Genomic DNA, 26,885 nt, shown 5'->3' with positions numbered 1-26,885 from the left:
CCCTCAGGCGGACAGCGACTGCGCGGTGTCGTCCACCGCCGTGTCCACGTCAGGGAACACCTCGAAGAGGCGGCGGACGCCGAGTGCGGCCAGCACCCTGTTCACGTGTGAGCCGTCGACCGCGCCCTGGGCCGGGAGTATCAGCCGCAGGTTGCCCTGGCAGGAGCGCATCAGCCGGCGGGCGGCGATCAGCACCCCGACCCCGCTGGAGTCGCAGAACAGCACGTCGGAGAGGTCGAGCACGACCCGGTGGCGGCCGTCGGCGACGGCGTGGTGCACATGCTGGCGCACGGCCGGTGAGGTCACCAGGTCCAGTTCGCCGGAGATGTGCAGCACGGCCCAGCTGCCATGCTCTGCCTCTGTCACCTTCAGCGTCACGCGTCGGACCTTTCAACTAACCGGAAGTAGCCCTTCCTCATCGCGGCTTCCCAAGCCGCCACCCCATGAAACACCGCCTCCCTGTGCGCGGCGCACGCAGGAGGTACGTAGTGACCGGATCACTACCATCCCGGACCGCACCGGGGGCGCACTTGTCCGGAAGGGGCGTGCGCTGTCCACTCCTCGCACTACATTCGAAAGAGCAGGGGAGACGGGCGGGGACCGGGACCGGATTCGGGCGGGGGGACGAGCACATGCCGAAGGACGCACCACCGCGCTGGGACCGCAGGATGCAGCAGCGGCTCGCGCGCGGCGAGGCGGCGGCGCTCGGCGAGCTGTACGACCGGTTCGCCTCCCTGGTGCACAGCCTGGCGCACCGGGTGCTCGACGACGAGGACGCCGCCGACCAGATCACCCGCGACGTCTTCGGGCACGTCTGGGAGAACCCGCACACGTACGACCCGAAGGAAGGCTCCATGCGGGCCTGGATCGCCCGGCTCACCAACAGGCGCGCGGTGCACCGGCTGCGCCAGGCGGAGGCGGCGGCCCTCGCGGACGGCGAGGGCACGGCCGAGGAGCTGGAGCTGAAGGTGCGCCGGGCGGCGGCGGTGGCCCGCGCCGACTACATCGTCACCTCGATGCCCGCGCCGCTGCGCGAGGCGCTGGAGCTGGCCTACTTCGAGCGGCACGACTACCGCAGGACCGCCGGCCGGCTCGGCGTCACCGAGGACGAGGCCCGCCGCAGGCTGCGACTCGGGCTGCAACTGCTCTCGACGGCGAACACGGCCCGGGGCGTGGACACGCAGGAGTACGGCGGCGCACTGTGAGCGGCGGTCACGACGGCGCGGCGGGTGACGGCTCCCCCGGGGCCGGCCCGGACACCGGCGGCCCCGGCGCCCGCTCCCACCGCACCCTCAAGTCCCTGCTCGGTGCCTGGGCGCTGGCCGCCTGTTCCGCCGACGAGACCACCGCGGTCGAGGAACACCTCACCGAGTGCGCGCCCTGCGCGGACGAGGCGCTGCGGCTGCGGGACGCCGTGGGGCTGCTCCAGGCGGAGCGCGGCCTCGACCTGGACCCGGCGCTCCGCTCCCGGGTGCTGGACACCTGCCTGGGCCGCCGCCCGGCCCGTATCCCCGTACCCGGGTGGGCCAGGCCGTACGACACGGAGACGGCCAGGCTGGACGCCCTGCTGGCCGACATCGGTCCCGGCGAGTGGCACGCGCCGGTGCAGCTGCGCTGGTTCGAGGAGGACGAGCCGATACGGCGCAAGGCGACCGTCGCGGCGGTCATCGGCCACCTCATGGCCGTCGACGGGCTCATCGCCACGGCGCTCGGGCTGGACGACCCCGTCGACGCGCTCGGCGGCGACGGCGACCCCACCAGCCGTACCGAGGCGTACTGGCTGGGCTCGCGGCAGCCGCCCACCCGCGCCGTCCGCGCCCCGTGGCGCGAGCAGAGCCACACCCTGATCCGTACGGTGTCCTTCGCGGGTGACGGCGCCTCGGAACTCCACGTGTCCTACGGCAGTTTCGGCCTTCCCCTCAAGGACGCGCTGCTGGAGCGGGCCTTCGAGTGCTGGGTGCACGCCGACGACATCGCCCAGGCGGTGGACTACCCGTACGAACCGCCCTCGGGGCCCCATCTGCACCAGCTGATCGCGCTGGCCGCCGGGCTGCTGCCCGGCACCCTCGCCGCCCGCCGGCGGGCCGGCCTCGCCGCGCCGGTGCGGGGGCTGGTCGCCGCGGGTTCACCGGGGCGCACGCTGCACCTGGAGGTGGAGGGACCGGGCGGGGGCGACTGGTGGATCCCGCTGGACTCCCCCGCGGCCGTCGCCTCGCCGGACCGCGCGGTGGCGCACATCGCGATGGACGCCGTCGAGTTCTGCCAGCTGGCCGCCGGGCACGTGTCGCCGCAGGAGGCGGCGGCGGGACAGCTCGGCGACAAGGAGGCGGTACGGGACGTGCTGTTCGCGGCGGCGTCGCTCTCGCGGCTGTGACGCGCGAACCTGCACGAGGTGCGCGCGCCACCCCGCGGGCGGTGGGCGGGTACTAGGCGAAGACGACCGTGCGGTGCCCGTTCAGGAGCACCCGGTGTTCGCTGTGCCACTTCACCGCGCGGGCCAGCGCCTGGCACTCCACGTCGCGGCCGACCGCCACCAGCTGCTCGGGGGTGACCTCGTGGCCGACCCGCTCGACCTCCTGCTCGATGATCGGGCCCTCGTCGAGGTCCGCCGTCACGTAGTGGGCGGTCGCGCCGATCAGCTTCACACCGCGCGCGTGCGCCTGGTGGTAGGGCTTGGCGCCCTTGAAGCTCGGCAGGAAGGAGTGGTGGATGTTGATGATCCGGCCGCTGAGCTGCTTGCACAGGTGGTCGGAGAGGACCTGCATGTAGCGGGCGAGCACGACCAGCTCGACGCGCTCCGCCTCGACCAGGTCCAGGACCTGCTGCTCGGCCTGCGCCTTGGTGTCCTTCGTCACGGGGATGTGGTGGAAGGGGATGTCGTACGAGGCGACCAGCTCGCGGAAGTCCGGGTGGTTGGAGACCACGGCGGCGATCTCGACCGGCAGGGCGCCGATCCGGGAGCGGAAGAGCAGGTCGTTGAGGCAGTGGCCGAACTTGCTGACCATCAGCACGATCCGCATCCGGTCCTCGGCGCGGTGGATCTGCCAGTCCATCCGGAAGGAGTCCCCGATGGCTGCGAAGCTCGCCCGCAGCTTGTCCACGCTCACCGGTGCCCCGGCCGAGAAGGCCACCCGCATGAAGAACAGTCCCGTGTCGTGGTCACCGAACTGCCTGCTGTCCTCGATGTTGCAGCCGGTCATGAACAGGTAGCTGGACACGGCGTGCACGATGCCCTGCTTGTCCGGGCAGGACAGGGTCAGGACGTACTGGTCGGTCAGGTCCGGCGAGGACTCGGGCCGCGCGGCAGGCTGGGGGACGCTCATGACCTCAGAGGATCGCACATGACGTGGGGCCTAGGACGACCTGGTCAGGATGCGGATGACTTCGAGGGAGCGCGGCGGTACGTCCGGATCGTCCCCGTCCTGGGACGCCATCCGCACGTGCGCCTCGCGGGCCGCCCGTACCGCCTCCGGCCAGCCGTGGTGGGCCATGTACGCCGACACGGGGGCGTCCGCGCCGACCTGGTGCATGATCCGCAGGACCCGGAGCACGGCGACGTCCACGAGGGCCGCCTCGCCCGAGTCCCGGAATATGGTGCCGACGTACTTCTCGGCGGACCAGTTGTCGAGCCAGGTGTCCTCGACGAGGCGGTACACGGCATCGGTGATGTCGCCGTACCCGTCGAGACCGGCCAGCCAGTACTCCTGGTGGAAGGCGGGGTCGGAGAGCATGTGCAGCGCGGAACGCACCTGAGTGCGCCAGCGCCACCACGGCATGTCATTCAGCGGCATACCGCCCATGGTGGTGGAGCGACGGCCGCGACGGGAAGGGTTAGCTGAAGCTTGCACGGTTGCCGATCGTACGGGCATCCGATTTCGGTACGGACAAGCCCCCACGATCCGCCCATTCACCACCCGCCGTGTGCGGGCGGCCACAGGTCGGCCGGCCAAGGACGGCTACGGATTGGACGGCCACAGGTCCGTCGGAGCTACAGGTCCGTCGGCTGGTGCGGGGTCAGCTGGTACTTGTCGGCGATCGCGTTCCAGGGGCCCACGGCGCTCTTCTTGGCCGCGGACGCCTTGCCGCTCTCGCGGTCGCCCGCACGCCGTTCGGCGGTCGCCCTCGCCTTCCCCTTGGGGCAGAACCGCTCCTTGTCGCCCGCGACCTTGTCCGCCCAGTCCGCGTAGTGGTCGTCGGCGGCGGCGGACGCCTTCCAGGCGGAGTTGAGGTGCTGGGTGAGCGAGGCGTTGTCGGGCAGCTTGTCCACCTTGAGCGCCTCCAGCCGGGTCACCAGGCCGCGCCGCTGGCCGGCGGCGCCGCGCAGGTCCTTGGCGGCCTCGTCGAGCTTGCCGCAGCTGCCGATGGCCGCCACGGCGTTGATGACGGCGGAGCGGCTGTTGTTGCTGTCGGCGAGGAGCTTGTCCAGCGCCGTCGCCTGCGCCTTCGCGGGGTCCTCGGCCTTCTCGGCGGGCGGCTGCGCGGGGGCCTCGGTACCGGCGGCGGTGGTCGTCGGGTCCTTGGGCTTGTCCTCGTCGTCACCGCCGAAGTTCATCAGCGCGCCGATGCCGAGGCCGATCACGGAACAGCCGATCACCACGGCCGCGATGAGCGGTACCGGCGAGATCTTGCGCCGCCCGGAGCCACCGCCCCGCGGGTCCTGCCCCGGCTGCTGGAACCCGCCCTGCCGGGGCCCGGCTCCCGGCTGCTGGAACTGCTGGTAGCGCGCCTCCTCCTGCTCGGCCTCCTGCTGCCGGGGCGGCAGGAAACGCGGCATCTGCTGCGTGGCCCCCGGCGACGCCGGATCCTCGGCCCCCTGCGACGGCTGCGGGGCCTGGGTACGGAAGAGGCTGTCGAACTCGGCGGGCGGCTGCCGCTCTCCGGGCTGCTCCGAGCGCGGCGGGGCTTCGGGGCGGGGCGCGTAGGCGGCCCCGTCGGGCACGGGCGGCAGGTACTGCGTGGCGTCGGCGTCCGACCCGGCGGGCGGCTGCAGCGCCTGCTGGCCGAGGAACTGCGTGCCGTCGACCTGGCCGGGCCCGACGGGACCGGGGCCGGGGGCTCCGCCGTGGTGTGCGGCGGACTGCGGGCCGACGGGGCTCTCCGGCGGAAGCGCGCCGGGCGTTTGCACGACCGGCGGCATGAACTGGGTGGCTTCGGCGTCACCGGCGGCGGGCGGCGCTCCCCAGGCGGGCCCCGAGGGCAGCGGCGTCTGCGGGGGCAGGTGCGGGTTCTGCTGGTGGGGCTGCGCGTTCTGGAGGGGCTGGTGGGGCTGAGGGTTCTGCTGATGGGGCTGCGGGTTCTGCTGGTGGGGCTGCGGGTTCTGCTGGTGCGGCTGAGGGTTCTGCTGGTGTTGCGGGGCCTGTTGGTACGGGTGCGGCTGCGGGGTCTGCGGCTGGGGCATCTGCGGCGGCGGCTGCGGTATCTGCTGGTGTTGCTGCGGGGGCTGCGGCTCGGGCCGGTACTGCGCGGGCTGCTGTTCTCCCTGGTACTGCGGGGGCTGGTGCTGCTGGGGCTGGTTCTGCCGGAACTCGTGCTGCTGCGACTGGTGCTGCTGCCCAGCTTGGGGCTGCGTCTCAGCTTGGGGCTGCTGCCCACCCTGGGGCTGCTGGTGCTGCCCTTGATCCATCTGCTGCGGTACGGGCGGCTGTTGGGCCACCGGGCCCCACGGCTGGTCCCAGCTCTGTCCCTGCGGCGGCACCGTGTGGCCGGTCATCGACCCGGGGCCCTGGCCGGGCAGCTCCGATGCGGGCCACCGCAGCTGCGCGGGCTGCGCCGGGGGCAGAATGACGCCCTCGTATGCCGGGCGTCCAGCGGGATGCTGCGGCTCATCACCCTGTTCGCTCTGCGTCAACGGGGGGCTCCTGCCATCGGGATCTGGGGTGGCCTCGCCACAACAGCGAGGGACGGAATCACCGGTTCACGCTACCGGGTGAATCCGCCCCGCTGCCACGCACCCGCGATCCCCGCCCACCCAGCACACACCCGCCACGCGCCCCTGTAACGGATAGACCGTGGTTGACGCTGTATAGGCTCCCGCATTGACGCCGAGGAACGCTTTTCGGCCTCTTCCCAATTTCTGTCAGGCCGCCGCCTGAATCTCCATCCGGGCCCCGAACTCCCTTACCGAGGGCTCGTCCCGGTAGGGGTCGAGCCGCTGCTGGAAGTCCTCCAGGTACTCGGCCCCCCGGTTCGAGCGCAACGTGCTCAGCAGTTCCACCGCGCGCGTGCCGGTCGAACAGGCCTGTTCCACCTCCCGCTTCTGCACCTGCGCCGTGGCCAGGAGTACGAGCCCGATCGCCCGCCTCCGCACCCTGCCGTCCGGATGTCCCGCGAGGCTCTCCTGCGCCCGGCGCGCCGCCGCGTCCGCCTGCCCCAGGTCCCGGTGGCAGTGCGCCAGCTCGTCGGCCAGATAGGCCTGGTCGAAGTGGGCGATCCAGACCGGGTCGTCGCCCGCGTCACCCGCGTCGTGCGCCCGCTCCATCGCCGACTGCGCCTTGCCCGCCACGGCCGCGCAGGTGCGCTCGTCGCCCAGCAGCGCGTGACCGCGCGCCTCGGCCGCGTAGAACATGGCCTCCGCCCGCGGCGTCACCCGCCCCCGTGCACCCTCCTGCGCCGCGCGCGCCAGCTGCGAGATCTCCCGCGGGTTGCCGAGCTGCGCCGCGAGGTGACTCATCGAGGCGGCCAGTACGTACCCCCCGTACCCGCGGTCGCCCGCCGCCTGGGCGAGCCGCAGCGCCTGGATGTAGTAGCGCTGGGCCAGCCCCGGCTGGCCGGTGTCGACGGCCATGTATCCGGCCAGTTCGGTGAGCCTGGCGACCGCCGCGAAGAGCTCGCGCCCCACCGCCTCCCGGTACGACCCCGAAAGCAGCCCGGACACCACGCTGTTGAGGTAGTGCACGACGATCGGGCGGACGTGACCGCTGCCGAAACGGTGGTCGAGCGACGTCAGTGCCTCCGTCGTCGCCCGTACCGCCGCCACGTCGCTCAGGCCGACCCGTGAGCCGGCCGTCCGCGCCACCTGGTGGTCGGCGCCGGTGATCAGCCAGTCCCGGCTCGGTTCGACCAGCGCGGACGCCGCCACCGACGAGCCGGACAGGAAGTCCCTACGTCCCACGTCGCTCCGCCACAGCTCGCAGACCTGCTCGATCGCGCCCAGCACCGTGGGCGAGAACTGGAGCCCGATCCCGGACGCCAGATTCTTGCCGTTCGCCATCCCGATCTCGTCGATGGTGACGGTGCGCCCCAGCTTGCGGCCGATGGCCTCGGCGATGATCCCGGGGGCCCGGCCCCTGGGCTGCTGCCCGCGCAGCCACCGCGCGACGGATGTCTTGTCGTAACGCAGATCGAGTCCGTGCTCGGCGCCGCACATGTTGACCCGGCGGGCCAGACCGGCGTTGGAGCAGCCGGCTTCCTGGATGAGCGCCTGGAGTCGTTCGTTGGGCTGGCGGGCGACGAGCGGCCTGGCTGCCATGTGTAACCCCCTGGTGCGGGCGCTGATGAAGTCCTACGGAATTCCGATGAATTCGCACGGAGATCACTGCCCGGCGGATATGCAAAGAATGCGAACCATGTGCGTCATGTACGCACATGAGGCTTCACTTCCGGAAGCCTGAGGTATTTCCGGTACCTCCGCCCTCCACCCCTGTGGCTTCCCGCTCACGGGACCGCCGCCACCTGCGCGCCCCCGCCCGTGCACCCATGCGCCCCACATGCGGGAGCGATGCGCCACCCCCCCGGGTCCTGGCCGCCCGTAACCGGAGGTGATGCTCGTAGTTGAGCTGTGCGTGGAAGAGACCATCGGAGTCACGGACGTCACGGACGCAGCCAAGATCCCTCAGCAGCGCGGTGATCAACTGCTCGACAGCGCCGTACGGTACGCGGAAGAACGGCACTGGGACGTGGTCCCCGGCACCTGGCTCGATGTCCAGGAAGGGGTGGAGCGCTGCTCCTGCGGTGACCTGACGTGCGCCACCCCCGGCGCGCACCCGGCCAAGGGCGACTGGTCGACGCAGGCCACCGGCAGCGCGGTCGCGGCGCGCAGGCTCTGGCAGAAGAACCCGAAGGCCTCGGTCCTGCTGCCCACCGGACGTACCTTCGACGCCATCGACGTTCCCGAGACGGCCGGCTTCCTGGCGCTGGCCCGGATGGAGCGCATGGAGCTCACCCTCGGGCCCGTCACCAGCACCCCCGACCGCCGGCTCCTCTTCTTCGTACTGCCGGGCGCGGGCGCCAAGATTCCCGATCTCGTACGGAAGTTGGGCTGGGCACCGAGCACGCTCGACCTCGTCGCCCGCGGCGAGGGCGACTACGTGGCGGCCCCGCCGACCCGCATGGGCGGCATGGGCGCCGTGCAGTGGGCGCGCCGCCCCACCCCCGCGAACCGGTGGCTGCCGGACGCGGAGGAGCTGATCAGTCCGCTGGCGTACGCGTGCGGGCGTGAAGCAGCTGCTGCGCGGGGGCGCACGCGAACATAGGCTGGCCCCGTACACGGGGACCACGAAAGGCAATGCCATGCCTGACCAGGCATTCGAAGATGAGGCACAAAAAGACGGCACAGCAGGCGACCTGACGGCAAGGCGGGCGGGCGGAGCGCATACGGCGCCGCCCGCCGCGGTGCGTGTCCAGGGCCTGTGGAAGCGGTTCGGTGAGCAGATCGCCGTGGCCGGAATCGATCTCGAACTCCCGGCCGGGAAGTTCATCGGCCTGGTCGGGCCGAACGGCGCGGGCAAGACCACCACGCTCTCGATGGTGACGGGGCTGCTGCGCCCCGACCGGGGCACCGTGGAGATCGGCGGCCACGACGTGTGGCGCGACCCGGTGCGGGTCAAGTCACGGATCGGCGTACTGCCCGAGGGACTTCGGCTGTTCGAGCGACTGTCGGGCCGTGAACTGCTGGCCTACACCGGCCGGTTGCGCGGACTGCCGGGCGAGGAGGTCGACAAGCGGGCCACGCAGCTCCTGGACGTGCTCGACCTGGCCGGCTCCCAGCACAAGCTCGTCGTCGACTACTCGACCGGCATGCGCAAGAAGATCGGTCTCGCCGCAGCCCTGCTGCACAATCCCGAAGTCCTGTTCCTGGACGAGCCGTTCGAGGGCGTCGACCCGGTGTCCGCCCAGACCATCCGCGGCGTGCTGGAGCGGTACACGGGCTCGGGAGCCACCGTCATCTTCTCCAGCCACGTCATGGAGCTGGTGGAGTCGCTGTGCGACTGGGTCGCCGTGATGGCCGCGGGCCGCATCCGCGCCCAGGGGACCCTCGCTGAGGTACGGGGTGACGCGCCGAGCCTGCAGAACGCTTTCCTCGAACTGGTGGGCGCGAGCGGGCGAGAGGCCGGGCAGAGCCTGGACTGGCTGGGCGGCGGGGCACCGCGATGAGTATCGCCGCAGGACACACCCCGTCTCCCGGGGCCGCCCCGCCGGCCGGACCCACCGCGTCCGCCGGTCTGACCCCGCTGTTCGTACGGCTGAAACTCGCGCTGCTGAAGAACGGGCTGCGGCAGTCGTCCGGGCGGAAGGCCGCGTTCGTCACCACCGCGGTGCTGGTGCTGCTCTTCTCGGCGCTCCAGCTGGTCGGGCTGATCGCGATGCGCGGGCAGTCCTTCGCGCCGACGCTGACGTTGCTGATGGCGCTGGTGGTCGCAGTCGGCTGGACGTTCATGCCGCTGTTCTTCCCCAGCGGCGACGAGACGCTGGACCCGTCGCGGCTGGTGATGCTGCCGCTCAGGCCGAGGCCGCTGGTCCAGGCCCTGCTGGTGGCATCGCTGGTGGGGATCGGCCCGCTGTTCACGGTGTGCCTGGCGATCGGCTCGGTGATCGCCGTGGCGCACGGTGCTGCGGGGGCGGTGGTGGCCGTGCCGGCCGCCGTGCTGCTCGTGCTCACGTGTGTGGCGCTGGCCCGGGCCGTCGCGACGGCGAACGTACGGCTGCTGACCAGCCGGCGGGGCCGGGACCTGGCGGTGCTGAGCGGACTGATCGTGGCCGTCGGCATCCAGTTCGTGAACTTCGGCTGGCAGCGGCTCGCCAACTCCGGTGGCCTGTCGGTGCTCGACCCGGTGGCCGACGTCGTGCAGTGGGTGCCGCCGGCCTCCGCGATCGGCGCGGTGCACTCGGTGAGCGAGGGGGCGTACGGGCGGGGGGCCGCCCAACTGGCCCTCGCCGCCGTGGCCTTGGCGGCGCTGCTGTGGTCGTGGGAGCGGGGCCTGGTCAAGTTGATGACGGCGCCCGACGGGTCGACGATCCAGGCGTCCGGTCCGGCCCGCAAGGAGTCGTCCGCGGGCTGGCTCTCGCGGCTGCTGCCGGACGGCAGGACCGCCGCGACGGCGCAGCGGGTACTGCGGTACATCTGGCGCGATCCGAAGACCAAGGGCGCGTGGATCACCTCCCTCGCCATCGGGCTGATCGTGCCGGTCTTCAACGCGCTCCAGGGCACCGGTTCTGTGTATCTGGCGTCCATGGCCACCGGCATGCTCGGCATGCAGACGTTCAACCAGTTCGGGACGGACACCTCGGCCTTCTGGATGGTCGCAACGACCGTCTCCACCACCCGGGACGCCTACGAGGAACTCCGGGCCAGGCTGCTGGCGCTGTTCGCGATCACGGTGCCGTACACGGTGCTGGTGACGGCCGTGACGGCGGCGATCGTCGACGACTGGGGGGTCTTCCCCGAGGTGCTCGGGCTGGCGTTCGCCCTGCTCGGGGCGCTGCTGGCGGCGGGGCTCGTGGCCTCGGCCCGCTTCCCGTACTCGGTGCCGCAGGAGGGCGCGTACAAGAACGCGGCCCCCGGGCAGGGCTCGCTGGCCTGGATGTCGCTGCTGACGGGGCTCGTGGTCTCGACGGTGGTGTGCGCACCGCTGATCGGGCTGACGGTGTGGCTGCATGTCGCGGGGCACGCGACGTGGATGCTGTTGCCGGTGGGGGCGGCGTACGGTCTGCTGATCACTTGGGTGGGGTTGCGGGTGGCGGCGCCGTGGACTGCGTCCCGCTTGCCGGAGATCCTGACCGCGGTCAGCAAGAGCTGACCCTTTCGGGCCCCCGGGAGCCCTCGCCCCACCTGACCCCCTCGGGCAGCGGGGCCGCCCCCTCTTCCCTCCGCCACCCCAGCCCGCTTGGGCAGCGGTGCCGCCCCTCACCCGCACTCCCGCCCCAGCCTCCTTGGGCAGCGGGGCCGCCCCCTTTCCCCACCCCTCAGCCTCCTTGGGCAGCGGGGCCACCCCCTTTCCCCACCCCTCAGCCTCCTTGGGCAGCGGGGCCACCCCCTTTCCCCACCCCTCAGCCTCCTTGGGCAGCGGGGCCGCCCCCCGGGGGCGGGACGGGTGGGCAAGGGGGCGGCACCTCGCGCGGAGCGTGCCCTTTGCGTGCCCCCTTACGGGATGTTCTTGTCGCGCAGGCGCGTCGTGGCTGGTCGCGCAGTTCCCCGCGCCCCTAAGAGGTGCCCCCTGGGCGAGGGTGTGGGACGTGCGGGCGCGGCGTGGCTGGGCGCGCAGTTCCCCGCGCCCCTGAGGGGCGGGCCCCCCTGGGCGTGGGTGTGAGACGCGCAGGCGCGGCGTGGCTGGGCGCGCAGTTCCCCGCGCCCCTAGGAGGTGCACCCTGGGCGAGGGGGTGAGATGGGCGGGTGCGGCGTGGTTGCGTGTGCGGAGGGTCAGGGTTGGGGGAGGGAGGGGTCGGTTGCTTCTTCCAGGAAGGGTTCGATCGCCGAGCGCCACCCCTCCGGCTGGTCGTAGTGCACCAGGTGCCCCGCGTCCACCACCTCCGCGTACCGCCCCCGGGGCAGTACCCGGACCATCTCCTGCGCCTCCGCCCGGCCCAGCTCGCCGTCCAGGCCTCGTACGACCAGCGTCGGGCACTGCACCTGGGACAGCTCGTCCCAGTGCGCGTCGTGCACCCACGTCTCCCGCGACTCCAGCATCTGGCGGCGGGAGAAGACCGGGCGCCAGCCGTCCGCCCGCTCCGCCATCACCTCGGCGAAGAACTCACCGCGTGCCGGGCTCGGCCGCTCCACCCAGGGGTCGTCCTCACCGAACCACTTCCGGACGTCCGCCAGCGTCGCGAACGGCAGCGGCCACGACCGGAACCAGTCGTCCCACTCCCGCTGGGACGCCGCCCCGAGCGCCGAGGCCCGCATGTCGCAGACGATCAGGGCACGCACCAGGTCCGGCCGCTTGGCGGCCAGCTGCCACGCCGTCAGGGCTCCCATCGAGTGCCCGACCAGGGTCACCGGGGCCAGCCCGAGCTGTTCGATCGCCGCCTCCGCGTCGGCGACGTACGCATCGCGCGTGAAGGGGCCTTCCGAGGGCTTCTCACTGCGACCGTGCCCGCGCTGGTCCAGGGCGACCGCCCGGTGCCGCTCGGAGAGCCAGCGGGCCGTGGCCGCCCAGTGCGAGGAACGGCCCATGAGTCCGTGCAGCAGTAAGACGCCGGGAAGCTGCGCGGACTCCCCGCCGTCCTTGGGCGGGTCGGCGAACTCCCAGGCGGCGAGGCGTACGCCGTCGGCTCCGGTCACGTCTGTGCGCCGCACCATATGGCCTGGCACCCCCTTCTGCTTCCCGTTCCGGGTAGTCGTCCCTGCCGTGTTCCGGTCCGTCATCTCCGGCCACCCCAAGCTATCGAACTTGCATTCGAAAATGTGGGTGTGACACCCAAGACCCCTCTTTCGAGTGACAACGCTCAAGGATTGGCTCGCGCTGCCGAGGGGAGATCTTCTTCGGGAGGCGGGCCGCTCGGGGAAGACGGTCCGCGGGAGTTGACCTTGAGAGCTCGGGGCTCCAGGTCAGCACAGGGGAGGACAGGCCCCGGCGCCTCAGGGCGCCGGGGCCCTCTTCATGCGGTACCGCCTGCGACACCGCCTGCGCCGGCGCCCCGGACTCGCGAGGCGCTCCCTGCGGTACGTACGACGGGCGCATCCCCCCGCCTCCTCCCCAGCCGTGCGGCGGGCCCGGCCGGCAGCCCTGCATTCAGGTCATGTGCCCCGGTTCATGTGCCGCAGACACAGGGTGGCACGCGATCCGCCCGGCTGCTTGGGTTCCGTCACGAAAACGCGGGTCAACTCCCGTCACTCCAGACTCAGTTGGCAACCGAGCAGCAGCGGCACGAGCAGTGGGTGGGCGTGGGGTAGGGGTAGGGCTAGGCGTGGGCGTGGAGTAGGCGTGGGCGTGCGACAAGCGCGGCAGGCGCAGGCGACAGGGTGAACCCCGGCACCCGCACTCGCACCCGCAGCCGCACCCGCGTCAGCGCTTGGCGACGAAGACGTGCGACGCCGTCTCCGCGTCCAGCTCGGCCGCCTCCCCGCTGCTGCCGACCAGCACCCCGCCGGGCGACTCGGTCACGCTGACCACCGAACCCGGCTGCACGCCCGCGCGGCGCAGCGTGTACATCAGCTGGGCGTCGGTCTGGATGGGCTCGCCGATGCGCCGTACGACGACCGTCTTGCCCTCCGGGCCCGGCACCAGGTCGGAGAGGCTGACCATGCCCTCGTCCAGGAACGGATCGGCCTCGGACTTCTCGCCCAGCTCCTCCAGGCCCGGGATCGGGTTTCCGTACGGCGACTCGGTCGGGTGGCGGAGCAGCTCCAGCACGCGCCGCTCGACCGCCTCGCTCATCACGTGCTCCCAGCGGCAGGCCTCGGCGTGCACCTGCTCCCACTCCAGGCCGATCACGTCGACGAGCAGGCACTCGGCGAGGCGGTGCTTGCGCATCACGCGCGTGGCGAGGCGCCGGCCCTCCTCGGTGAACTCCAGATGGCGGTCGCCCGCGACCGTCACCAGGCCGTCGCGCTCCATCCGCGCCACCGTCTGGCTGACCGTCGGCCCGCTCTGGTCGAGTCGCTCGGCGATACGGGCGCGCATGGGGACGACGCCCTCCTCCTCAAGTTCGAGGATGGTGCGGAGATACATCTCCGTGGTGTCGATCAGTCCGGACATGTGTGCCCCTCGATGCTGTGACAGAAAATCTTGGTGCGCTGGCTCGTCGTCGCGGAGAGTCGTCCGGCGGATTGCCGCGGACGCCCCGGCCCGACACCAATTCTGACGCATCGCACCGACAACCGTGCCGGACCGGGGTGAGGCCGTATTGACAGGCCCCAGGTCCAGACCGCAACGTGATCCGCGGCGCGGACGGCGCCCCCGTTAGTTACCCTCGGTAGCCCCTCGGAAAGGCCCCTCTGCGATGAGCGAGAACAAACTGGCCGGACAGTTCTTCGACGCCGCGATCAACCTTCTCCAGCGGGCGCGGGACGAGGAGGCGGACTCCGTCGCGGCGGCCGGCACCGCCATCGCCGACACCGTCGCGGCCGGCGGCCGGCTCTTCGCGTTCGGCGCCGGCCACTCCTCGCTCGCCGCCCAGGACGTCGTCTACCGGGCGGGCGGCCTCGCCCTGATGAATCTGCTCGCCGTACCGGGTGTGGTGGGCATCGACGTCATGCCCGCCACCCTCGGTTCCGCCCTGGAACGCGTCGACGGCCTCGCGGGCGCGGTGCTCGACAGCAGCCCCGCCAAGCCGGGCGACGTGCTTGTGGTGATCTCCCTGTCGGGCCGCAACGCGCTCCCGGTGGAGATGGCGATGAACGCGCGCGCCCTGGGCCTGAAGGTCATCGGCGTGACCTCCGTGGCGTACGCGCAGGACACCAGGTCCCGGCACAAGTCCGGCAGCTTCCTCAAGGACCACTGCGACATCGTGCTGGACAGCAAGATCGCGGTCGGCGACGCCGAGCTCACCGTGGACGGCGTCGACGCCCCCTTCGCCCCCGCCTCGACGGTGGTCACCACCGCGCTGATGCAGGCGGTCATGGCGGCGGCGGTCGGCGAGCTCGTGGAGCGTGGCCTCGAACCGCCGATGCTGCGCTCGGGCAACGTGGACGGCGGGCACGAGTGGAACGGCCGGGTGATGACCGAGTACGGCGACCGGATCTTCTTCCGGCACTGAGCAGGCCCATCTCCGAACGGTGTCCGCCGCGCCCGTCCCGTCGGATCCCTGCCCCGTCGGGCCCCCGTCCCGTCAGGCGCCCGTCCCCCGGCCGCCGCCCTCCCGTACCGCCTGTGCGAGGTCGACCGAGGCGGCCACCCGGACCGCGATGCTCTCCGCGTACGTCGCGTCCGGGCGCTCGAAGGCGGGGCGGCTCGTGCCGCGCAGGAAGGTCACCGTGCCCAGGGTGCGGCCGCGGCTGCGCAGCACCGTGCAGAGCGCGTGCACGGCGTCCGCGGGCCACTGGCGGTCGGTGGCCCAGCCCTCGGAGTCCTCGCGGGCGCCCGCGCTCGCACGCACCGCGCCGGTTCGCTCCAGGGCCTGGAGCGCGGGGTGGCCCTCCCCGTACCGCACCGGGATACCCGCCTCCGCGTTCTCCTGGAGGCAGGGGCCCGGCTCGCCGGCCGGCGTGGCCGTGACCCGTACGAGCCGGTCCCCGGCCAGTACGTCGACGATTGCGTGGTCGGCGAACCCGGCGAGGCCGAAGTCCAGATAGGCCGCGGCGGCCTCCATCGGGTCCTCGCACTCGGCCGCGGCCCTGGCCGCCCGGTGCAGCTGGTTGCCCCGGAACCGCAGCCTGGCCGCGTCCTGCTCGGCGGTCTTCGCCTCGGTGACGTCCTGGAAGAGCCAGCCCACACCCAGCGGCACCGGCTCCTCCGTGAGGGGCGACGCCAGCCGCAGGAAGCCGCTGCGCCAGCAGCGCCTGCGTTCGCCCTCCGCGGTGCGCAGCGTCACCCACAGGTCGACGGGGGCGGGCGGGGTGCCCTCGGCGAGTACGTGCTGGAGGGCGCCCTCCAGCTCGTCGACGCCCTGGACGACGGTCTCGCCGAGCGGGCGGCCCAGCAGGGTGGTGCGACCGCCGCCGAGGGCACGGGCCGCGTGCACGTTGACGACGGTGGGGCGCAGGTCGACGTCGACGAGGACCACACCCCACGACGCGTCCTCGAACAGGACCTCGCTGAGGGCTATGGCCCGCTCCAGGTCGATCTGCGCGTGCACCTCGCCGAAGGCGCTGTAGACCCCGGCCGGTTTGCCGTCCGCACCGGTGACCGCGGCCGACTGGGTGCGTACGAGGACCCGGCTGCCGTCCTTGCGCACCAGCGCGAACTCGTGCACCTGCCGGCCGCCGCCGTGCATCGCCCCCATCAGCCGGCCCTGCACCTCGTCGGCGTCGGCGCTGCGCACCGCCCAGCCCGCGAAGCCGCGTCTGCCGATCGCGTCGGCGGCGCTCCAGCCGAGGATGCGGGTGGCCTCGCGGTTCCAGTGGGTGACGACGCCGTCGGCGTCGAAGGCACACAGGGCGGCGTCCATGCCGTCGAGGAGGGCTGCGAGGAGGTCGGGTCCCGCGCCCGCCTCGGGGCCGTCGGGCCCCGCACCCGTCCGCGGCCCTTCCGCGCCCGCTCCCGCCTCCGGTCCGGGCTCGGCGGTCCCACTGCTCAGAGAAGCACTCACCCGGCACCCCCGCAGGTGTTCACCCGTGCCGCTGTCCGCTGTGCCGCACGTCCGATCATTCAACTCGAAGGTGACGCAGCCCACACGGGGTTCCACGAAATCGAAGTGCTCCGTTAATTCGGTTGAGACGCCGCGGGGCGGCTCCTAGTGTGTGGCTCACACCGAAAGGAGGTGATTCGGGAAATGATTTCTTTCCGGACGCGTGAGGTGACTGCGGGCTAGTTGCCCGTTGTCGCACACAGTGCGGTGCCGGCGCAGCCGGTTCCAATCCACAGCAGTCACCGCCCCGCGGGCTCGCCGGTACGTCCGGCCGGCCCCCTCTCCGGAGGGGACCAGAGCCCGCGGGGTTTCTGCGTTCCAGGGCCGTGCGCACGGCCGGGCGCACGGCCGGGCGCACGGCCCCGGCGCGCGGCCCCTCCCCCGCTCAGGGGTTCAGGCGCTCCACCGTCCATGCCGCGGGCGCCGCCCTGACGTACCGCAGCCGGTCGTGCAGCCTGTTCTCGTGCCCCTGCCAGAACTCCACCGCCTCCGGCACGACCCGGTAGCCACCCCAGTGCGGCGGCACCGGCACCTTCTCACCCTCCGGGTAGCGCGCCGCCAAGTCGGCGTAGGCGGTAATCAGTTCGTCGCGCGAGCCGATCACCTGGGACTGCTCGCTCGCCCAGGCGCCGAGCTGTGAGCCGTGCGGGCGGGTGCGGAAGTACGCGGCCGTCTCGGCGCGGGAGACGCGGGCGGCGGTGCCGGTGACGATGACCTGGCGGGCGATCTGGTGCCAGGGGAACAGCAGCGAGACGTGCGGGTTGGCGGACAGCTCGCCGCCCTTGCGGGAGCGGTAGTTGGTGAAGAAGACGAAGCCCCGCCCGTCGTAGGCCTTCAGCAGCACCGTACGGGTGCTGGGCCGGCCGTCGGGGGTGGCCGTGGCGACGACCATGGCGTTCGGCTCGTGCAGCCCGCCTGCCACGGCCTGCCGGAACCAGCGGCCGAACTGGTCCATGGGCTCGGACGCCAGCGCGTCCTCGGTGAGCTCCTCGGTGCGGTACTGCTCGCGCATGGCGGCGGGGTCGGCGTCGGGCCCGGCTGCTTCGGGGGATGTGTTCGGCACGGGGCCATCCTGCCGCAGGGCGCGCGTGCCGCGACACACAGGCCCGCCGGGACGCAGCCCCAGTCTTCCCTTCCCCAACTCCCGCTAACCCTCCCGGAAGTGGGTCGTACGGTGTGCCTGTTCTCACGCTTCCCCGCATCGGCGGAACCCGCCAAAATCCCCGGTGGGGAGCCTGTCGCTGCCCTGCGGCAGGGGTATCGTTCCTGCCTCCGTCGCTTGCCGCACACGCCTTGCGTGCACATTTTGAGGAGCCGCCTGATGTCCGACTTCGTACCCGGGCTTGAAGGAGTCGTCGCGTTCGAGACGGAGATCGCCGAACCGGACAAGGAGGGTGGCGCGCTGCGCTACCGCGGTGTCGACATCGAGGACCTCGTCGGGCACGTCTCCTTCGGGAACGTGTGGGGGCTGCTGGTCGACGGCGCCTTCAACCCGGGGCTGCCGCCCGCCGAGCCGTTCCCGATCCCGGTGCACTCCGGTGACATCCGGGTCGACGTGCAGTCCGCCCTCGCGATGCTCGCCCCGGTGTGGGGTCTGAAGCCGCTGCTCGACATCGACGAGCGGACCGCCCGTGACGATCTGGCGCGGGCCGCCGTGATGGCGCTCTCGTACGTCGCCCAGTCGGCGCGCGGACAAGGGCTGCCGATGGTGCCGCAGAGCGAGATCGACAAGGCGGAGTCGGTGGTCGAGCGGTTCATGATCCGCTGGCGGGGGGAGCCGGACCCCAAGCACGTCAAGGCGGTCGACGCCTACTGGACGTCGGCGGCCGAGCACGGCATGAACGCCTCCACCTTCACCGCCCGCGTCATCGCCTCCACCGGCGCCGACGTCGCCGCCGCGCTCTCCGGCGCGGTGGGCGCGATGTCCGGCCCGCTGCACGGCGGCGCGCCCTCCCGGGTGCTGGGCATGATCGAGGAGATCGAGCGCACCGGGGACGCACGCGCCTACGTCCGCCAGGCTCTCGACAAGGGTGAGCGCCTGATGGGCTTCGGCCACCGCGTCTACCGCGCCGAGGATCCGCGGGCCCGCGTCCTGCGCCGTACGGCCAAGGAGCTGGCGGCCCCGCGCTTCGAGGTGGCGGAGGCCCTGGAGAAGGCGGCGCTGGAGGAGCTGCACGCGCGCCGCCCGGACCGGGTGCTGGCGACGAACGTGGAGTTCTGGGCGGCGATCGTGCTGGACTTCGCGGAGGTCCCGGCGCACATGTTCACGTCGATGTTCACCTGTGCCCGTACGGCGGGCTGGTCCGCGCACATCCTGGAGCAGAAGCGCACCGGCCGCCTGGTGCGCCCGTCCGCGCGCTACGTGGGCCCCGGCACCCGCAACCCGCGCGAGGTCTCCGGCTTCGAGGACATCGCGGGCTGAACGGACGGCCGCTGCTGAAAACAAGGGCGGACGGCCGCCGTCGAAGGCAGGGGCAGACGGCCGCTGCGGCAAAGTCAGGCAAAGTAAGGGGCGTCCTCCCTGGAGGGCGCCCCTTACCTCTGCCCGCCGCCCAGCGCCCCTTCGAGCAGCGTGGCCCACTGGGTCACCACCCGCTCCCGGCGGGCCGCGTCGTCGGTGAGGAGGTTGGCGAGGCCGAGCCCGCGGGCCATGTCGAGGAAGCCCTGGACGATCTCCCGCACCCCGGGCCTGGACTCGTCGGCGTGCAGCAGCCGTACGGCCATGCGGTGTGTCTCCCGGCCGACCCGGGCCTCCAGCTCGGTGACCCGCGCGTGCAGCTGTTCCTCGTTCGACGCGGCCACCCACAGGTGCAGGGCGGCCCGGAACAGCGGTCCCGTGTACAGGTCGACGATCGCGCCCACCACCGCGGCCAGGTCGTGCCCGGGGAGGGCGCGCAGCGCGGTGGAGCGCTCCTCGGCGACGTACTCGACGGCCGCGGTGAAGAGGTCCTCCCGGGTCGGGAAGTGGTGCTGGGCCGCCCCCCGCGACACCCCGGCCCGTTCGGCCACGACGGAGACCGTGGAGCCCGCCCAGCCGCGCTCGGCGAGGCAGGCCACGGCGGCCTCCAGCAGCCGCTGCCTGGTGGCCCGGCTGCGGTCCTGCTTGGGGCCCTGGCGGGGGGCGGTCACAACAGCCATGCGGGGTCCCGTCGTTCGAGGTGTGCGGTGACGCCCTCGCGCGCCTCGGCGGACGCGAACAGCGCTGCCGAGCGTTGTACCAGGTCCTCCGCATCGCGGTCGAAGGCGGCCCTGACCCCGGCCGTCAGCAGCCGCTTGGATTCCGCCAGGCCCTGCGGGGAGGCCCGGCGCAGTGCGTCGACGACGGGGGCCATCGCGGCGTCCACGTCGGGCGCCGTCTCGGTGAGCAGGCCTATCTCCTGGGCGCGCGTTCCCGCGAAGACCTCCCCGGTGAGGAAGTACCGGGACGCGGCGCGGGCGTCCAGGCGGGGCAGCAGCGGGATGGAGATGACGGCGGGCGCCACTCCGATCCTTACCTCCGAGAACGCGAAGTCGGACGACAGCGAGGCGAACGCCATGTCGCACGCCCCGAGCAGCCCGAGCCCGCCCGCGCGCGCGTGCCCGTCGACGCGCGCGAGGACGGGCTTGGGCAGTTCGGTGATCTGCCGCAGCACCTCCACGAACGCGTACGGACTGGCGGGCACCTTGAGGTCGGCGCCCGCGCTGAAGGTGTTGCCGGTGTGGGCGAGGACGACCGCCCGCACCGACGGATCCTTGCCGCAGCGCTCCAGCGCCGTCGCCAGCTCGCGGACGAGGGACGCCGAGAGGGCGTTGCGGTTCGCCGGTGAGTCCAGGGTGAGGGTGGTGATGCCTCGCTCGTGGGTGGTGGGGACCAGGGCCTGTCGGGTCATTCGCGTTCCCTTTCTCGCAGCTCCCGCCGCAGGATCTTGCCGGAGGCCGCACGGGGTACTCCGTCGACGAATTCGACGCGGCGCACCTTCTTGTACGGTGCGACGCGCCCGGCGACGTACGCCATGACGTCCGCCTCCGTGAGGTTGCCCGCGTGCGCCTGCCGTACGACGAACGCCTTGGGCACCTCGTTGCCGTCGGCGTCGTATACCCCGATCACGGCCGCATCCGCGATGCCCTCGTGGGACAGCAGCAGTGCTTCGAGCTCGGCGGGGGCGACCTGGTAGCCCTTGTACTTGATGAGCTCCTTGACCCGGTCCACCACGAACAGCCAGCCTTCGGCGTCGACGCGGCCTATGTCCCCGGTGTGCACCCAGCCGTCCGCGTCGATCATCGCGGCGGTTTCGTCGGGGCGGCCGAGGTAGCCCTTCATGCGCTGCGGGCCGCGGATCGCGATCTCGCCCTCCTCCCCGGTGCCGAGGTCCTTGCCGGGGGTCTCCAGGGAGAGGATCCGCATCTCGGTGCGCGGCAGGAGCTTGCCGACGGTGCCGGGGGGCGGGTTCGCGGCGTCCAGCGGCACCACGTGCGTCCCCGGCGAGAGTTCGGTCATCCCGTACGCCTGGAGGACGGGCCGGATGCCCAGGCGGGCGGCGCAGGCCTGCGCGAGGTGGGCGTCCAGGGGTGCGGCGGCGCTGACGACGTACTCCAGCGAGGACAGGTCGTAGCGCGCCACCGCCGGGTGTTTGGCCAGGGCGAGGACGATCGGCGGGGCGACGTACAGGGCGTTGATCCGCTGGTCCTGGACGGTCCGCAGGAACTGCTCCAGCTCGAACCGGGGCAGGGTGACGACGGTCGCGCCGTGCGACAGCGGGATGTTGATCAGTGCGGTCAGCCCGTAGATGTGGAAGAAGGGCAGCACCGCCAGCACCCGGTCGCCCGGCGCCATCGGGATGAAGGGGTGCAGCTGGGCGATGTTGGTGGCGATGGAGTGGTGGGTGAGCATCACTCCCTTGGGAACACCTGTGGTGCCGGAGGAGTACGGCAGCGCGGCGACGTCCTCCAGCGGGTCGATGTCGATCCGCGGCTCCGGGTCGGTGCAGGCGAGCAGGTCGAGTACGGAGCGGTGGCCGGGCGCGCTGTCGCAGACGAGGATCTCCGCGGCCCTGCGCGCGGTCTCCAGGAGCGGTGCGACGGTGACGATCCAGCGGGCCGAGGAGTCGCGGAGCTGTTTGGCGAACTCCTCGGCCGTGGACAGCGGGTGCACGGTGGTGACGGCGGCGCCCGCGCGGGTGGCGGCGAAGAACACCGCCGGGTAGGCGATCGTGTTGGGGCTGTGCAGGGCGAGCACGTCGCCCTTGCGCAGCCCGGACGCGGCCAGCGCGGCGGCGAGCCTGCGGTGGTAGGTGTCGAGCTGGGCGTAGGTGAGGGTGGTGCCGTTCGTCCCGTCGACGAGCGCGGGGAGGTCGCCGTACCGGGCGGCGGGTCCGAGGACCGCCTCGTGGATGGGCAGCCGGACGTCGGCCACCTCCGCGTACTCGCTGTGGAACACCATGGTGAAGGTCCCCTTCGGCACGGTGGTGCGACGGTGTGGACGGACAGGGTCGCGCGGTTCGGTACGGCTTGGGGAGACTCGGGGTCGTACCGGTACGGCTCGGGGAGCCCAGGCGTGTCGGTACGACTTCGGGAGACTCAGGTCGTCCCGGTACGACTTCGGGAGCCCCAGGTCGTCTCAGTACGACTTCGGGAGCCCCAGCGACTGGTGGGAGACGAAGTTGAGGATCATCTCGCGGCTGACCGGGGCGATCCTGGCCACCCGGGAGGCCACGATCAGCGAGGCGAGGCCGTACTCGCGGGTGAGGCCGTTGCCGCCGAGGGTGTGCACGGCCTGGTCGACGGTCTTCACGCAGGCCTCGGCCGCCGCGTACTTCGCCATGTTGGCGGCCTCGCCCGCGGCCATGTCGTCGCCCGCGTCGTAGAGGTTTGCGGCCTTGTTCATCATGAGGCGGGCGAGCTCGATCTCGATGTGGGCCTGGGCGAGGGGGTGGGCCAGGGCCTGGTGGGCGCCGATGGGCGTCTTCCAGACCGTGCGCTCCTTGGCGTACCTGACGGCCCTGGCGAGCGCGTAGCGGGCCATGCCGATGGCGAACGCGGCCGTCATGACGCGCTCGGGGTTGAGGCCCGCGAAGAGCTGGAGGAGGCCGGCGTCCTCGTCGCCGACCAGGGCGTCGGCGGGCAGCCGCACGTCGTCCAGCACGAGTTCGAACTGCTTCTCCGGGGCCTGGAGTTCCATGTCGATGCGGGTGCGCGCGAAGCCGGGGGCATCGCGCGGGACGACGAACAGGCAGGGCTTGAGGCTGCCGGTCCGCGCGTCCTCGGTGCGGCCCACGATCAGGGTGGCGTCGGCGATGTCGACACCGGAGACGAACACCTTGCGGCCGGTGAGCACCCAGTCGTCACCGTCCCGGCGCGCGGTGGTGGTGATGCGGTGCGAGTTGGACCCCGCGTCGGGCTCGGTGATGCCGAAGGCCATGGTGCGGCTGCCGTCCGCGAGGCCGGGCAGCCAGGCGGTCCGCTGCGCCTCGGTGCCGAAGCGGGTGATGACCGTGGCGCAGATCGCGGGCGAGACGATCATCATCAGGAGCGGCGAGCCCGCGGCGCCCAACTCCTCCAGGACTATGGAGAGTTCCGTGATGCCGCCGCCTCCGCCGCCGTACTCCTCGGGGATGTTGACACCGAGGTAGCCGAGCTTGGCCGCCTCGGCCCACAGTTCGTCGGGGTGACCCTCGTCGGCGACGACCTTGGTGAGGTAGTCGCGTCCGTAGCGCTTGCCGAGGGCGGCGACGGCGGCCCGCAGGGCCTGCTGCTCCTCGGTCTCGATGACGCTGCTGTGCGCGGTGCTGCTCATGCTTCCTGGTCCTCCTGTGCACTGGGGGCCGCCAGGACGGTGGTGTCCGTGACGACGGCGAGCAGGGCGCCGACCTCGACCTGGTGGCCGGGTGCGACGTGGAGTGCGGTGAGCGTGCCGGAGGCGGGAGCGGTGACGCGGTGCTCCATCTTCATGGCCTCCAGCCACAACAGGGGCTGTCCCGCATCGACCCGGCTGCCCTCCGCGAGCCCTTCGGCGACGCGGACGACCGTGCCCGGCATGGGGGCGAGCAGCGAGCCGGGGGCGGTACGGGTGGCGGGGTCGGGGAAGCGCGGGGCCGCGGTGAGGGTGTGGGAGCCGGCCGGGGAGTCGACGTACACCTGGTCGCCGTGCACCGTGACGGCGAAGTCCCGTTGCACGCCCGCGACTTCGAGTACGACGCGGTCCGGGTGCGCGCGGACCACGCGATCCACACCTTCGACCGTCCAGCCGTCCCGGTCGCGCAGGTAGCGCACCTCGTGCACGCCGTAGGTCTTGCTCTGCGGCTGCGAGGGCACGTTGCGCCAGCCGCCCCCGAAGCGACTGCCGCGGGCCGCGGCGTCGGCGAGGGCCGCGGCGACGGCTGCCAGTTCCTGACCGGGCCGCGGCCCGGTCAGGGCCGCCAGATGGCGGTCGTAGAAGCCGGTGTCCGGTTGTCCCGAGGCGAATTCGGGGTGGCGCAGGGACGCGACGAGCAGGTCCCGGTTGGTGACGGGGCCGTGCACCCGGGCGCGTACCAGCGCGCGGGTGAGCTTGCGGACGGCTTCGGCGCGGGTGGGCGCCCAGGCGATGACCTTGGCGAGCATCGGGTCGTAGTGGACGCCGACGGTGTCGCCGCCGGCATAGCCGGTGTCCAGCCGCAGTCCGTCGCCGCCGGGTACGTCCAGGGCGTGCAGCGGCCCGGTCTGGGGCTGCCAGCCGTTGGCCGGGTCCTCCGCGTACAGCCGGGCCTCGACGGCGTGCCCGCGCGGCTGCGGCGGCTCGTCGGGGAGGCGCTCCCCCTCGGCGAGGCGGATCTGGAGCGCGACCAGGTCGATGCCGAACACCGCCTCGGTGACGGGGTGTTCGACCTGGAGGCGGGTGTTCATCTCCAGGAAGTACGCGCGCCCCCGCGGGTCGACGAGGAACTCGACCGTCCCCGCGCCCACGTACCCGACGGCCCGCGCCGCGGCCGTGGCGGCGTCGTGGAGGCTTTCGCGGAGCTGGTCGGGCAGGTGGGGCGCCGGGGCCTCCTCGACGACCTTCTGGTGGCGGCGCTGCAGCGAGCAGTCGCGGGTGCCGAGCGCCCACACGGTGCCGTGGGCGTCGCCGAGGATCTGCACCTCCACATGGCGTCCGCGCTCGACGTACGGCTCGGCGAACACCTCGCCGTCGCCGAAGGCCGACCGCGCCTCGGCCGCCGCGGCGGCCAGTTCCTCGGGGAGCCGTTCCAGTTCCCGTACGACGCGCATGCCGCGCCCGCCGCCGCCGGCCGCCGCCTTCAGGAGCAACGGCAGATCGGCCTCGGTGGCGGTGGCCGGGTCGACGGGGGCGAGCAGCGGCACGCCCGCCTGCGCCATCAGGGCCTTGGCCCTGGTCTTGGAGGCCATGGCGTCGATGGCCCCGGGGGGCGGCCCGACCCAGGTGAGGCCCGCGTCCTGCACCGCACGGGCGAACTCGGCGTTCTCGGAGAGGAATCCGTATCCGGGGTGCACGGCGTCCGCGCCCGCCGCCAAGGCGGCCTTCACGACGAGGTCGCCGCGCAGATAGGTGTCGGAGGGGGCGGCGCCCGCCAGGCGCACCGAGGCGTCGGCGGTACGGGTGTGGAGGGCGTCGGCGTCCGGGTCGGAGTGCACGGCGACGGTGGAGATGCCGAGCTCCGCGCAGGTACGGAAGACACGGCAGGCGATCTCACCGCGGTTGGCGACGAGCAGGGAAGTGATCACTGGGTTCTCCGGGCTCACGAGGTTCTCCGGGGTCACTGGGCTCTCCCGGGTCACAGGGCTCTCCGGGTCACAGGGCTCTCCGAGGTCACTGGGCTCTCCGGGGTCACGGGGTGCCTCACATCCGGAAGACGCCGAAGCCGCCGCGCACGCCCTCGACGGGGGCCGTGTGGATCGCGGACAGGCACAGGCCCAGGACGGTGCGGGTGTCACGGGGGTCGATGACCCCGTCGTCGTACAGCCGCCCGGACAGGAACATCGGCAGGGACTCCGCCTCGATCTGCTGCTCCACCACGGCGCGCAGTGCGGCGTCGGCCTCGTCGTCGTACGGCTGTCCCTTCGCCGCGGCCGAGGCGCGAGCCACGATGGACAGGACGCCGGCGAGCTGCTGGGGGCCCATCACCGCGGACTTGGCGCTCGGCCAGGCGAACAGGAAGCGCGGGTCGTAGGCGCGACCGCACATGCCGTAGTGCCCCGCGCCGTAGGAGGCGCCCATCAGGACCGACAGGTGCGGGACCTTGGAGTTGGAGACCGCGTTGATCATCATCGCGCCGTGCTTGATGATGCCGCCCTGCTCGTACTCCTTGCCGACCATGTAGCCGGTGGTGTTGTGCAGGAAGAGCAGCGGGATGTCGCGCTGGTTGGCGAGCTGGATGAACTGCGCGGCCTTCTGCGACTCGGCGCTGAACAGCACGCCCTGCGCGTTGGCGAGGACGCCCACCGGATAGCCGTGCAGGCTGGCCCAGCCGGTGGTCAGGCTGGGCCCGTACAGCGGCTTGAACTCGTCGAAGTCGGAGCCGTCGACGAGGCGGGCGATCACCTCGCGGGGGTCGAAGGGGACCTTGAGGTCGCCGGGGACGATCCCGGCGAGCTCCTGCGGGTCGTACTTGGGCGGCTCGGCGGCCGGCGGGTCCGGCTGCGCCTTGCGCCAGTTGAGGCGGGCGACGATGCGCCGGGCCTGGCGCAGCGCGTCCCGCTCGTCCACCGCGTAGTGGTCGGCGAGACCCGAGACCCGGGCGTGCATCTCGGCACCGCCCAGCGACTCGTCGTCGCTCTCCTCGCCGGTGGCCATCTTCACCAGGGGCGGGCCGCCGAGGAAGACCTTCGACCGCTCCTTGATCATCACCGTGTGGTCGGACATGCCGGGGACGTACGCCCCGCCGGCCGTGGAGTTGCCGAAGACGACGGCGACCGTGGGGATGCCGGCGGCCGACAGGCGGGTGATGTCGCGGAAGAGCGCGCCGCCCGGGATGAAGATCTCCTTCTGGGACGGCAGGTCGGCGCCCCCCGACTCGACGAGGCTGATGCACGGCAGCCGGTTCTCGTACGCGATCTGGTTGGCCCGCAGCGCCTTCTTGAGGGTCCACGGGTTGGAGGCGCCGCCGCGCACGGTGGGGTCGTTGGCGGTGATCAGGCACTCGACGCCCTCGACGACGCCGATGCCGGTGACCATGGAGGCGCCGACCGGGTAGTCACTGCCCCAGGCGGCGAGCGGTGACAGCTCCAGGAACGGGGTGTCCACGTCGAGCAGCAGCTCGATGCGCTCCCTGGCGAGCAGCTTGCCGCGCCCGCGGTGGCGGGCGACGTACTTCTCCCCGCCCCCCGCGAGCGCTTTCGCATGCGCCTGTGCCAGGTCGTCGAGCCTGCCGAGCATGGCGGCGCGGTTCGCGGCGTACTCGGGGCCCGTGGTGTCGAGCGACGAGGTGAGCACGGTCATCGGAGCACCTCCGGTGGCGCGGTCACAGGGG

23 protein-coding genes are annotated in these 26,885 nt (G+C 72.4%); 8 read left to right on the top strand and 15 right to left on the bottom strand.

Translation table 11 applies throughout. The features are described from left to right. Positions 1–3 precede the first annotated feature (3 nt). The gene (locus ACIQM4_RS14310) at positions 4–378 is read right to left on the bottom strand and encodes an STAS domain-containing protein (RefSeq protein WP_401590787.1); all 375 of its coding nucleotides are present in this window, start codon (positions 376–378) and stop codon (positions 4–6) included. 254 nt (positions 379–632) lie between these two features. Here ACIQM4_RS14310 and ACIQM4_RS14305 point away from each other — a divergent pair, with 254 nt between their 5' ends. Continuing rightward, positions 633–1,205, top strand: coding sequence for a sigma-70 family RNA polymerase sigma factor (locus ACIQM4_RS14305; RefSeq protein WP_401590784.1), 573 nt, complete (start codon positions 633–635; stop codon positions 1,203–1,205). Continuing rightward, positions 1,202–2,374, top strand: coding sequence for a maleylpyruvate isomerase N-terminal domain-containing protein (locus ACIQM4_RS14300; protein ID WP_401590781.1), 1,173 nt, complete (start codon positions 1,202–1,204; stop codon positions 2,372–2,374). Before ACIQM4_RS14305 ends, ACIQM4_RS14300 begins: the two co-directional genes overlap by 4 nt. Before the next feature lie 52 nt (positions 2,375–2,426). Here ACIQM4_RS14300 and purU read toward each other — a convergent pair whose 3' ends face one another. The 3 genes from purU to ACIQM4_RS14285 form a co-directional block, all read right to left on the bottom strand. Then, a complete protein-coding gene (purU, locus tag ACIQM4_RS14295) occupies positions 2,427–3,323 on the bottom strand; it encodes a formyltetrahydrofolate deformylase (protein ID WP_401590779.1) in 897 nt (298 codons plus the stop codon). Between the two features lie 30 nt (positions 3,324–3,353). Beyond that, positions 3,354–3,800, bottom strand: coding sequence for a hypothetical protein (locus tag ACIQM4_RS14290; protein ID WP_401591413.1), 447 nt, complete (start codon positions 3,798–3,800; stop codon positions 3,354–3,356). Between the two features lie 188 nt (positions 3,801–3,988). After that, a complete protein-coding gene (locus ACIQM4_RS14285) occupies positions 3,989–5,125 on the bottom strand; it encodes a hypothetical protein (RefSeq protein WP_401590777.1) in 1,137 nt (378 codons plus the stop codon). A 108-nt stretch (positions 5,126–5,233) separates the two neighbouring features. Here ACIQM4_RS14285 and ACIQM4_RS14280 point away from each other — a divergent pair, with 108 nt between their 5' ends. Continuing rightward, on the top strand, positions 5,234–5,998 hold the full coding sequence (locus ACIQM4_RS14280; RefSeq protein WP_401590774.1) for a hypothetical protein: 765 nt from the start codon (positions 5,234–5,236) through the stop codon (positions 5,996–5,998). 78 nt (positions 5,999–6,076) lie between these two features. On the opposite strand, the gene ACIQM4_RS14275 is transcribed toward ACIQM4_RS14280, so the two are convergent. Further along, the gene (locus ACIQM4_RS14275) at positions 6,077–7,468 is read right to left on the bottom strand and encodes a transcriptional regulator (RefSeq protein WP_401590772.1); all 1,392 of its coding nucleotides are present in this window, start codon (positions 7,466–7,468) and stop codon (positions 6,077–6,079) included. 292 nt (positions 7,469–7,760) lie between these two features. Here ACIQM4_RS14275 and ACIQM4_RS14270 point away from each other — a divergent pair, with 292 nt between their 5' ends. The 3 genes from ACIQM4_RS14270 to ACIQM4_RS14260 are packed head-to-tail and all read left to right on the top strand — an operon-like array spanning position 7,761 to position 11,015. Further along, positions 7,761–8,471 (top strand): bifunctional DNA primase/polymerase, encoded by a 711-nt coding sequence (locus tag ACIQM4_RS14270; RefSeq protein ID WP_401590770.1) that lies wholly within the window; start codon positions 7,761–7,763, stop codon positions 8,469–8,471. A 37-nt stretch (positions 8,472–8,508) separates the two neighbouring features. Continuing rightward, entirely contained in the window at positions 8,509–9,372 is an 864-nt protein-coding gene (locus ACIQM4_RS14265; RefSeq protein WP_401590767.1) for an ABC transporter ATP-binding protein, read from the top strand. Further along, a complete protein-coding gene (locus tag ACIQM4_RS14260) occupies positions 9,369–11,015 on the top strand; it encodes a transporter (protein ID WP_401590765.1) in 1,647 nt (548 codons plus the stop codon). The genes ACIQM4_RS14265 and ACIQM4_RS14260 overlap by 4 nt, the downstream gene beginning before the upstream one ends. 620 nt (positions 11,016–11,635) lie before the next feature. Here ACIQM4_RS14260 and ACIQM4_RS14255 read toward each other — a convergent pair. Together ACIQM4_RS14255 and ACIQM4_RS14250 are read right to left on the bottom strand one after the other, a co-directional pair. Next, the gene (locus tag ACIQM4_RS14255) at positions 11,636–12,514 is read right to left on the bottom strand and encodes an alpha/beta fold hydrolase (protein WP_401590762.1); all 879 of its coding nucleotides are present in this window, start codon (positions 12,512–12,514) and stop codon (positions 11,636–11,638) included. Between the two features lie 706 nt (positions 12,515–13,220). Continuing rightward, a complete protein-coding gene (locus tag ACIQM4_RS14250) occupies positions 13,221–13,913 on the bottom strand; it encodes a metal-dependent transcriptional regulator (RefSeq protein WP_398419301.1) in 693 nt (230 codons plus the stop codon). 244 nt (positions 13,914–14,157) lie between these two features. Between ACIQM4_RS14250 and ACIQM4_RS14245 the strand changes: the two genes are divergently transcribed. Then, positions 14,158–14,913 (top strand): SIS domain-containing protein, encoded by a 756-nt coding sequence (locus ACIQM4_RS14245; RefSeq protein ID WP_401590760.1) that lies wholly within the window; start codon positions 14,158–14,160, stop codon positions 14,911–14,913. Between the two features lie 72 nt (positions 14,914–14,985). Here ACIQM4_RS14245 and ACIQM4_RS14240 read toward each other — a convergent pair whose 3' ends face one another. Beyond that, a complete protein-coding gene (locus ACIQM4_RS14240) occupies positions 14,986–16,404 on the bottom strand; it encodes a PAS domain-containing protein (RefSeq protein ID WP_401590758.1) in 1,419 nt (472 codons plus the stop codon). 424 nt (positions 16,405–16,828) lie between these two features. Then, positions 16,829–17,455: a pyridoxamine 5'-phosphate oxidase gene (pdxH, locus tag ACIQM4_RS14235; RefSeq protein WP_401591411.1), complete on the bottom strand. Its 627-nt coding sequence runs from the start codon at positions 17,453–17,455 to the stop codon at positions 16,829–16,831. Between the two features lie 309 nt (positions 17,456–17,764). Between pdxH and ACIQM4_RS14230 the strand changes: the two genes are divergently transcribed. Beyond that, positions 17,765–18,865 (top strand): citrate synthase 2, encoded by a 1,101-nt coding sequence (locus tag ACIQM4_RS14230; protein WP_401590755.1) that lies wholly within the window; start codon positions 17,765–17,767, stop codon positions 18,863–18,865. A 113-nt stretch (positions 18,866–18,978) separates the two neighbouring features. Here the strand turns inward: ACIQM4_RS14230 and ACIQM4_RS14225 are convergent, their stop codons facing one another. From ACIQM4_RS14225 to ACIQM4_RS14200, 6 genes are all read right to left on the bottom strand, one after another. Continuing rightward, the gene (locus tag ACIQM4_RS14225) at positions 18,979–19,581 is read right to left on the bottom strand and encodes a TetR/AcrR family transcriptional regulator (protein ID WP_401590753.1); all 603 of its coding nucleotides are present in this window, start codon (positions 19,579–19,581) and stop codon (positions 18,979–18,981) included. Next, a complete protein-coding gene (locus tag ACIQM4_RS14220; RefSeq protein ID WP_401590750.1) occupies positions 19,569–20,312 on the bottom strand; it encodes an enoyl-CoA hydratase family protein in 744 nt (247 codons plus the stop codon). The genes ACIQM4_RS14225 and ACIQM4_RS14220 overlap by 13 nt, the downstream gene beginning before the upstream one ends. After that, the gene (locus ACIQM4_RS14215; RefSeq protein WP_401591409.1) at positions 20,309–21,862 is read right to left on the bottom strand and encodes a 4-coumarate--CoA ligase family protein; all 1,554 of its coding nucleotides are present in this window, start codon (positions 21,860–21,862) and stop codon (positions 20,309–20,311) included. The genes ACIQM4_RS14220 and ACIQM4_RS14215 overlap by 4 nt, the downstream gene beginning before the upstream one ends. A gap of 177 nt (positions 21,863–22,039) precedes the next feature. After that, positions 22,040–23,215: an acyl-CoA dehydrogenase family protein gene (locus ACIQM4_RS14210; protein ID WP_401590747.1), complete on the bottom strand. Its 1,176-nt coding sequence runs from the start codon at positions 23,213–23,215 to the stop codon at positions 22,040–22,042. Then, positions 23,212–25,140, bottom strand: a complete 1,929-nt coding sequence (locus ACIQM4_RS14205) for a biotin carboxylase N-terminal domain-containing protein (protein WP_401590744.1) — start codon at positions 25,138–25,140, stop codon at positions 23,212–23,214. Before ACIQM4_RS14205 ends, ACIQM4_RS14210 begins: the two co-directional genes overlap by 4 nt. A gap of 115 nt (positions 25,141–25,255) precedes the next feature. Beyond that, positions 25,256–26,854 carry an acyl-CoA carboxylase subunit beta gene (locus ACIQM4_RS14200; protein WP_401590741.1) on the bottom strand — a complete coding sequence of 533 codons (1,599 nt, stop codon included), beginning with the start codon at positions 26,852–26,854 and terminating at the stop codon, positions 25,256–25,258. Positions 26,855–26,885 lie beyond the last annotated feature (31 nt).

Origin of the sequence: Streptomyces sp. NPDC091272 (assembly GCF_044757485.1) — a bacterium.
Lineage (GTDB): Bacteria > Actinomycetota > Actinomycetes > Streptomycetales > Streptomycetaceae > Streptomyces.
Note: the sequence above shows the minus strand (reverse complement) of the source record. Positions and strands in the feature narration are given on the sequence as shown.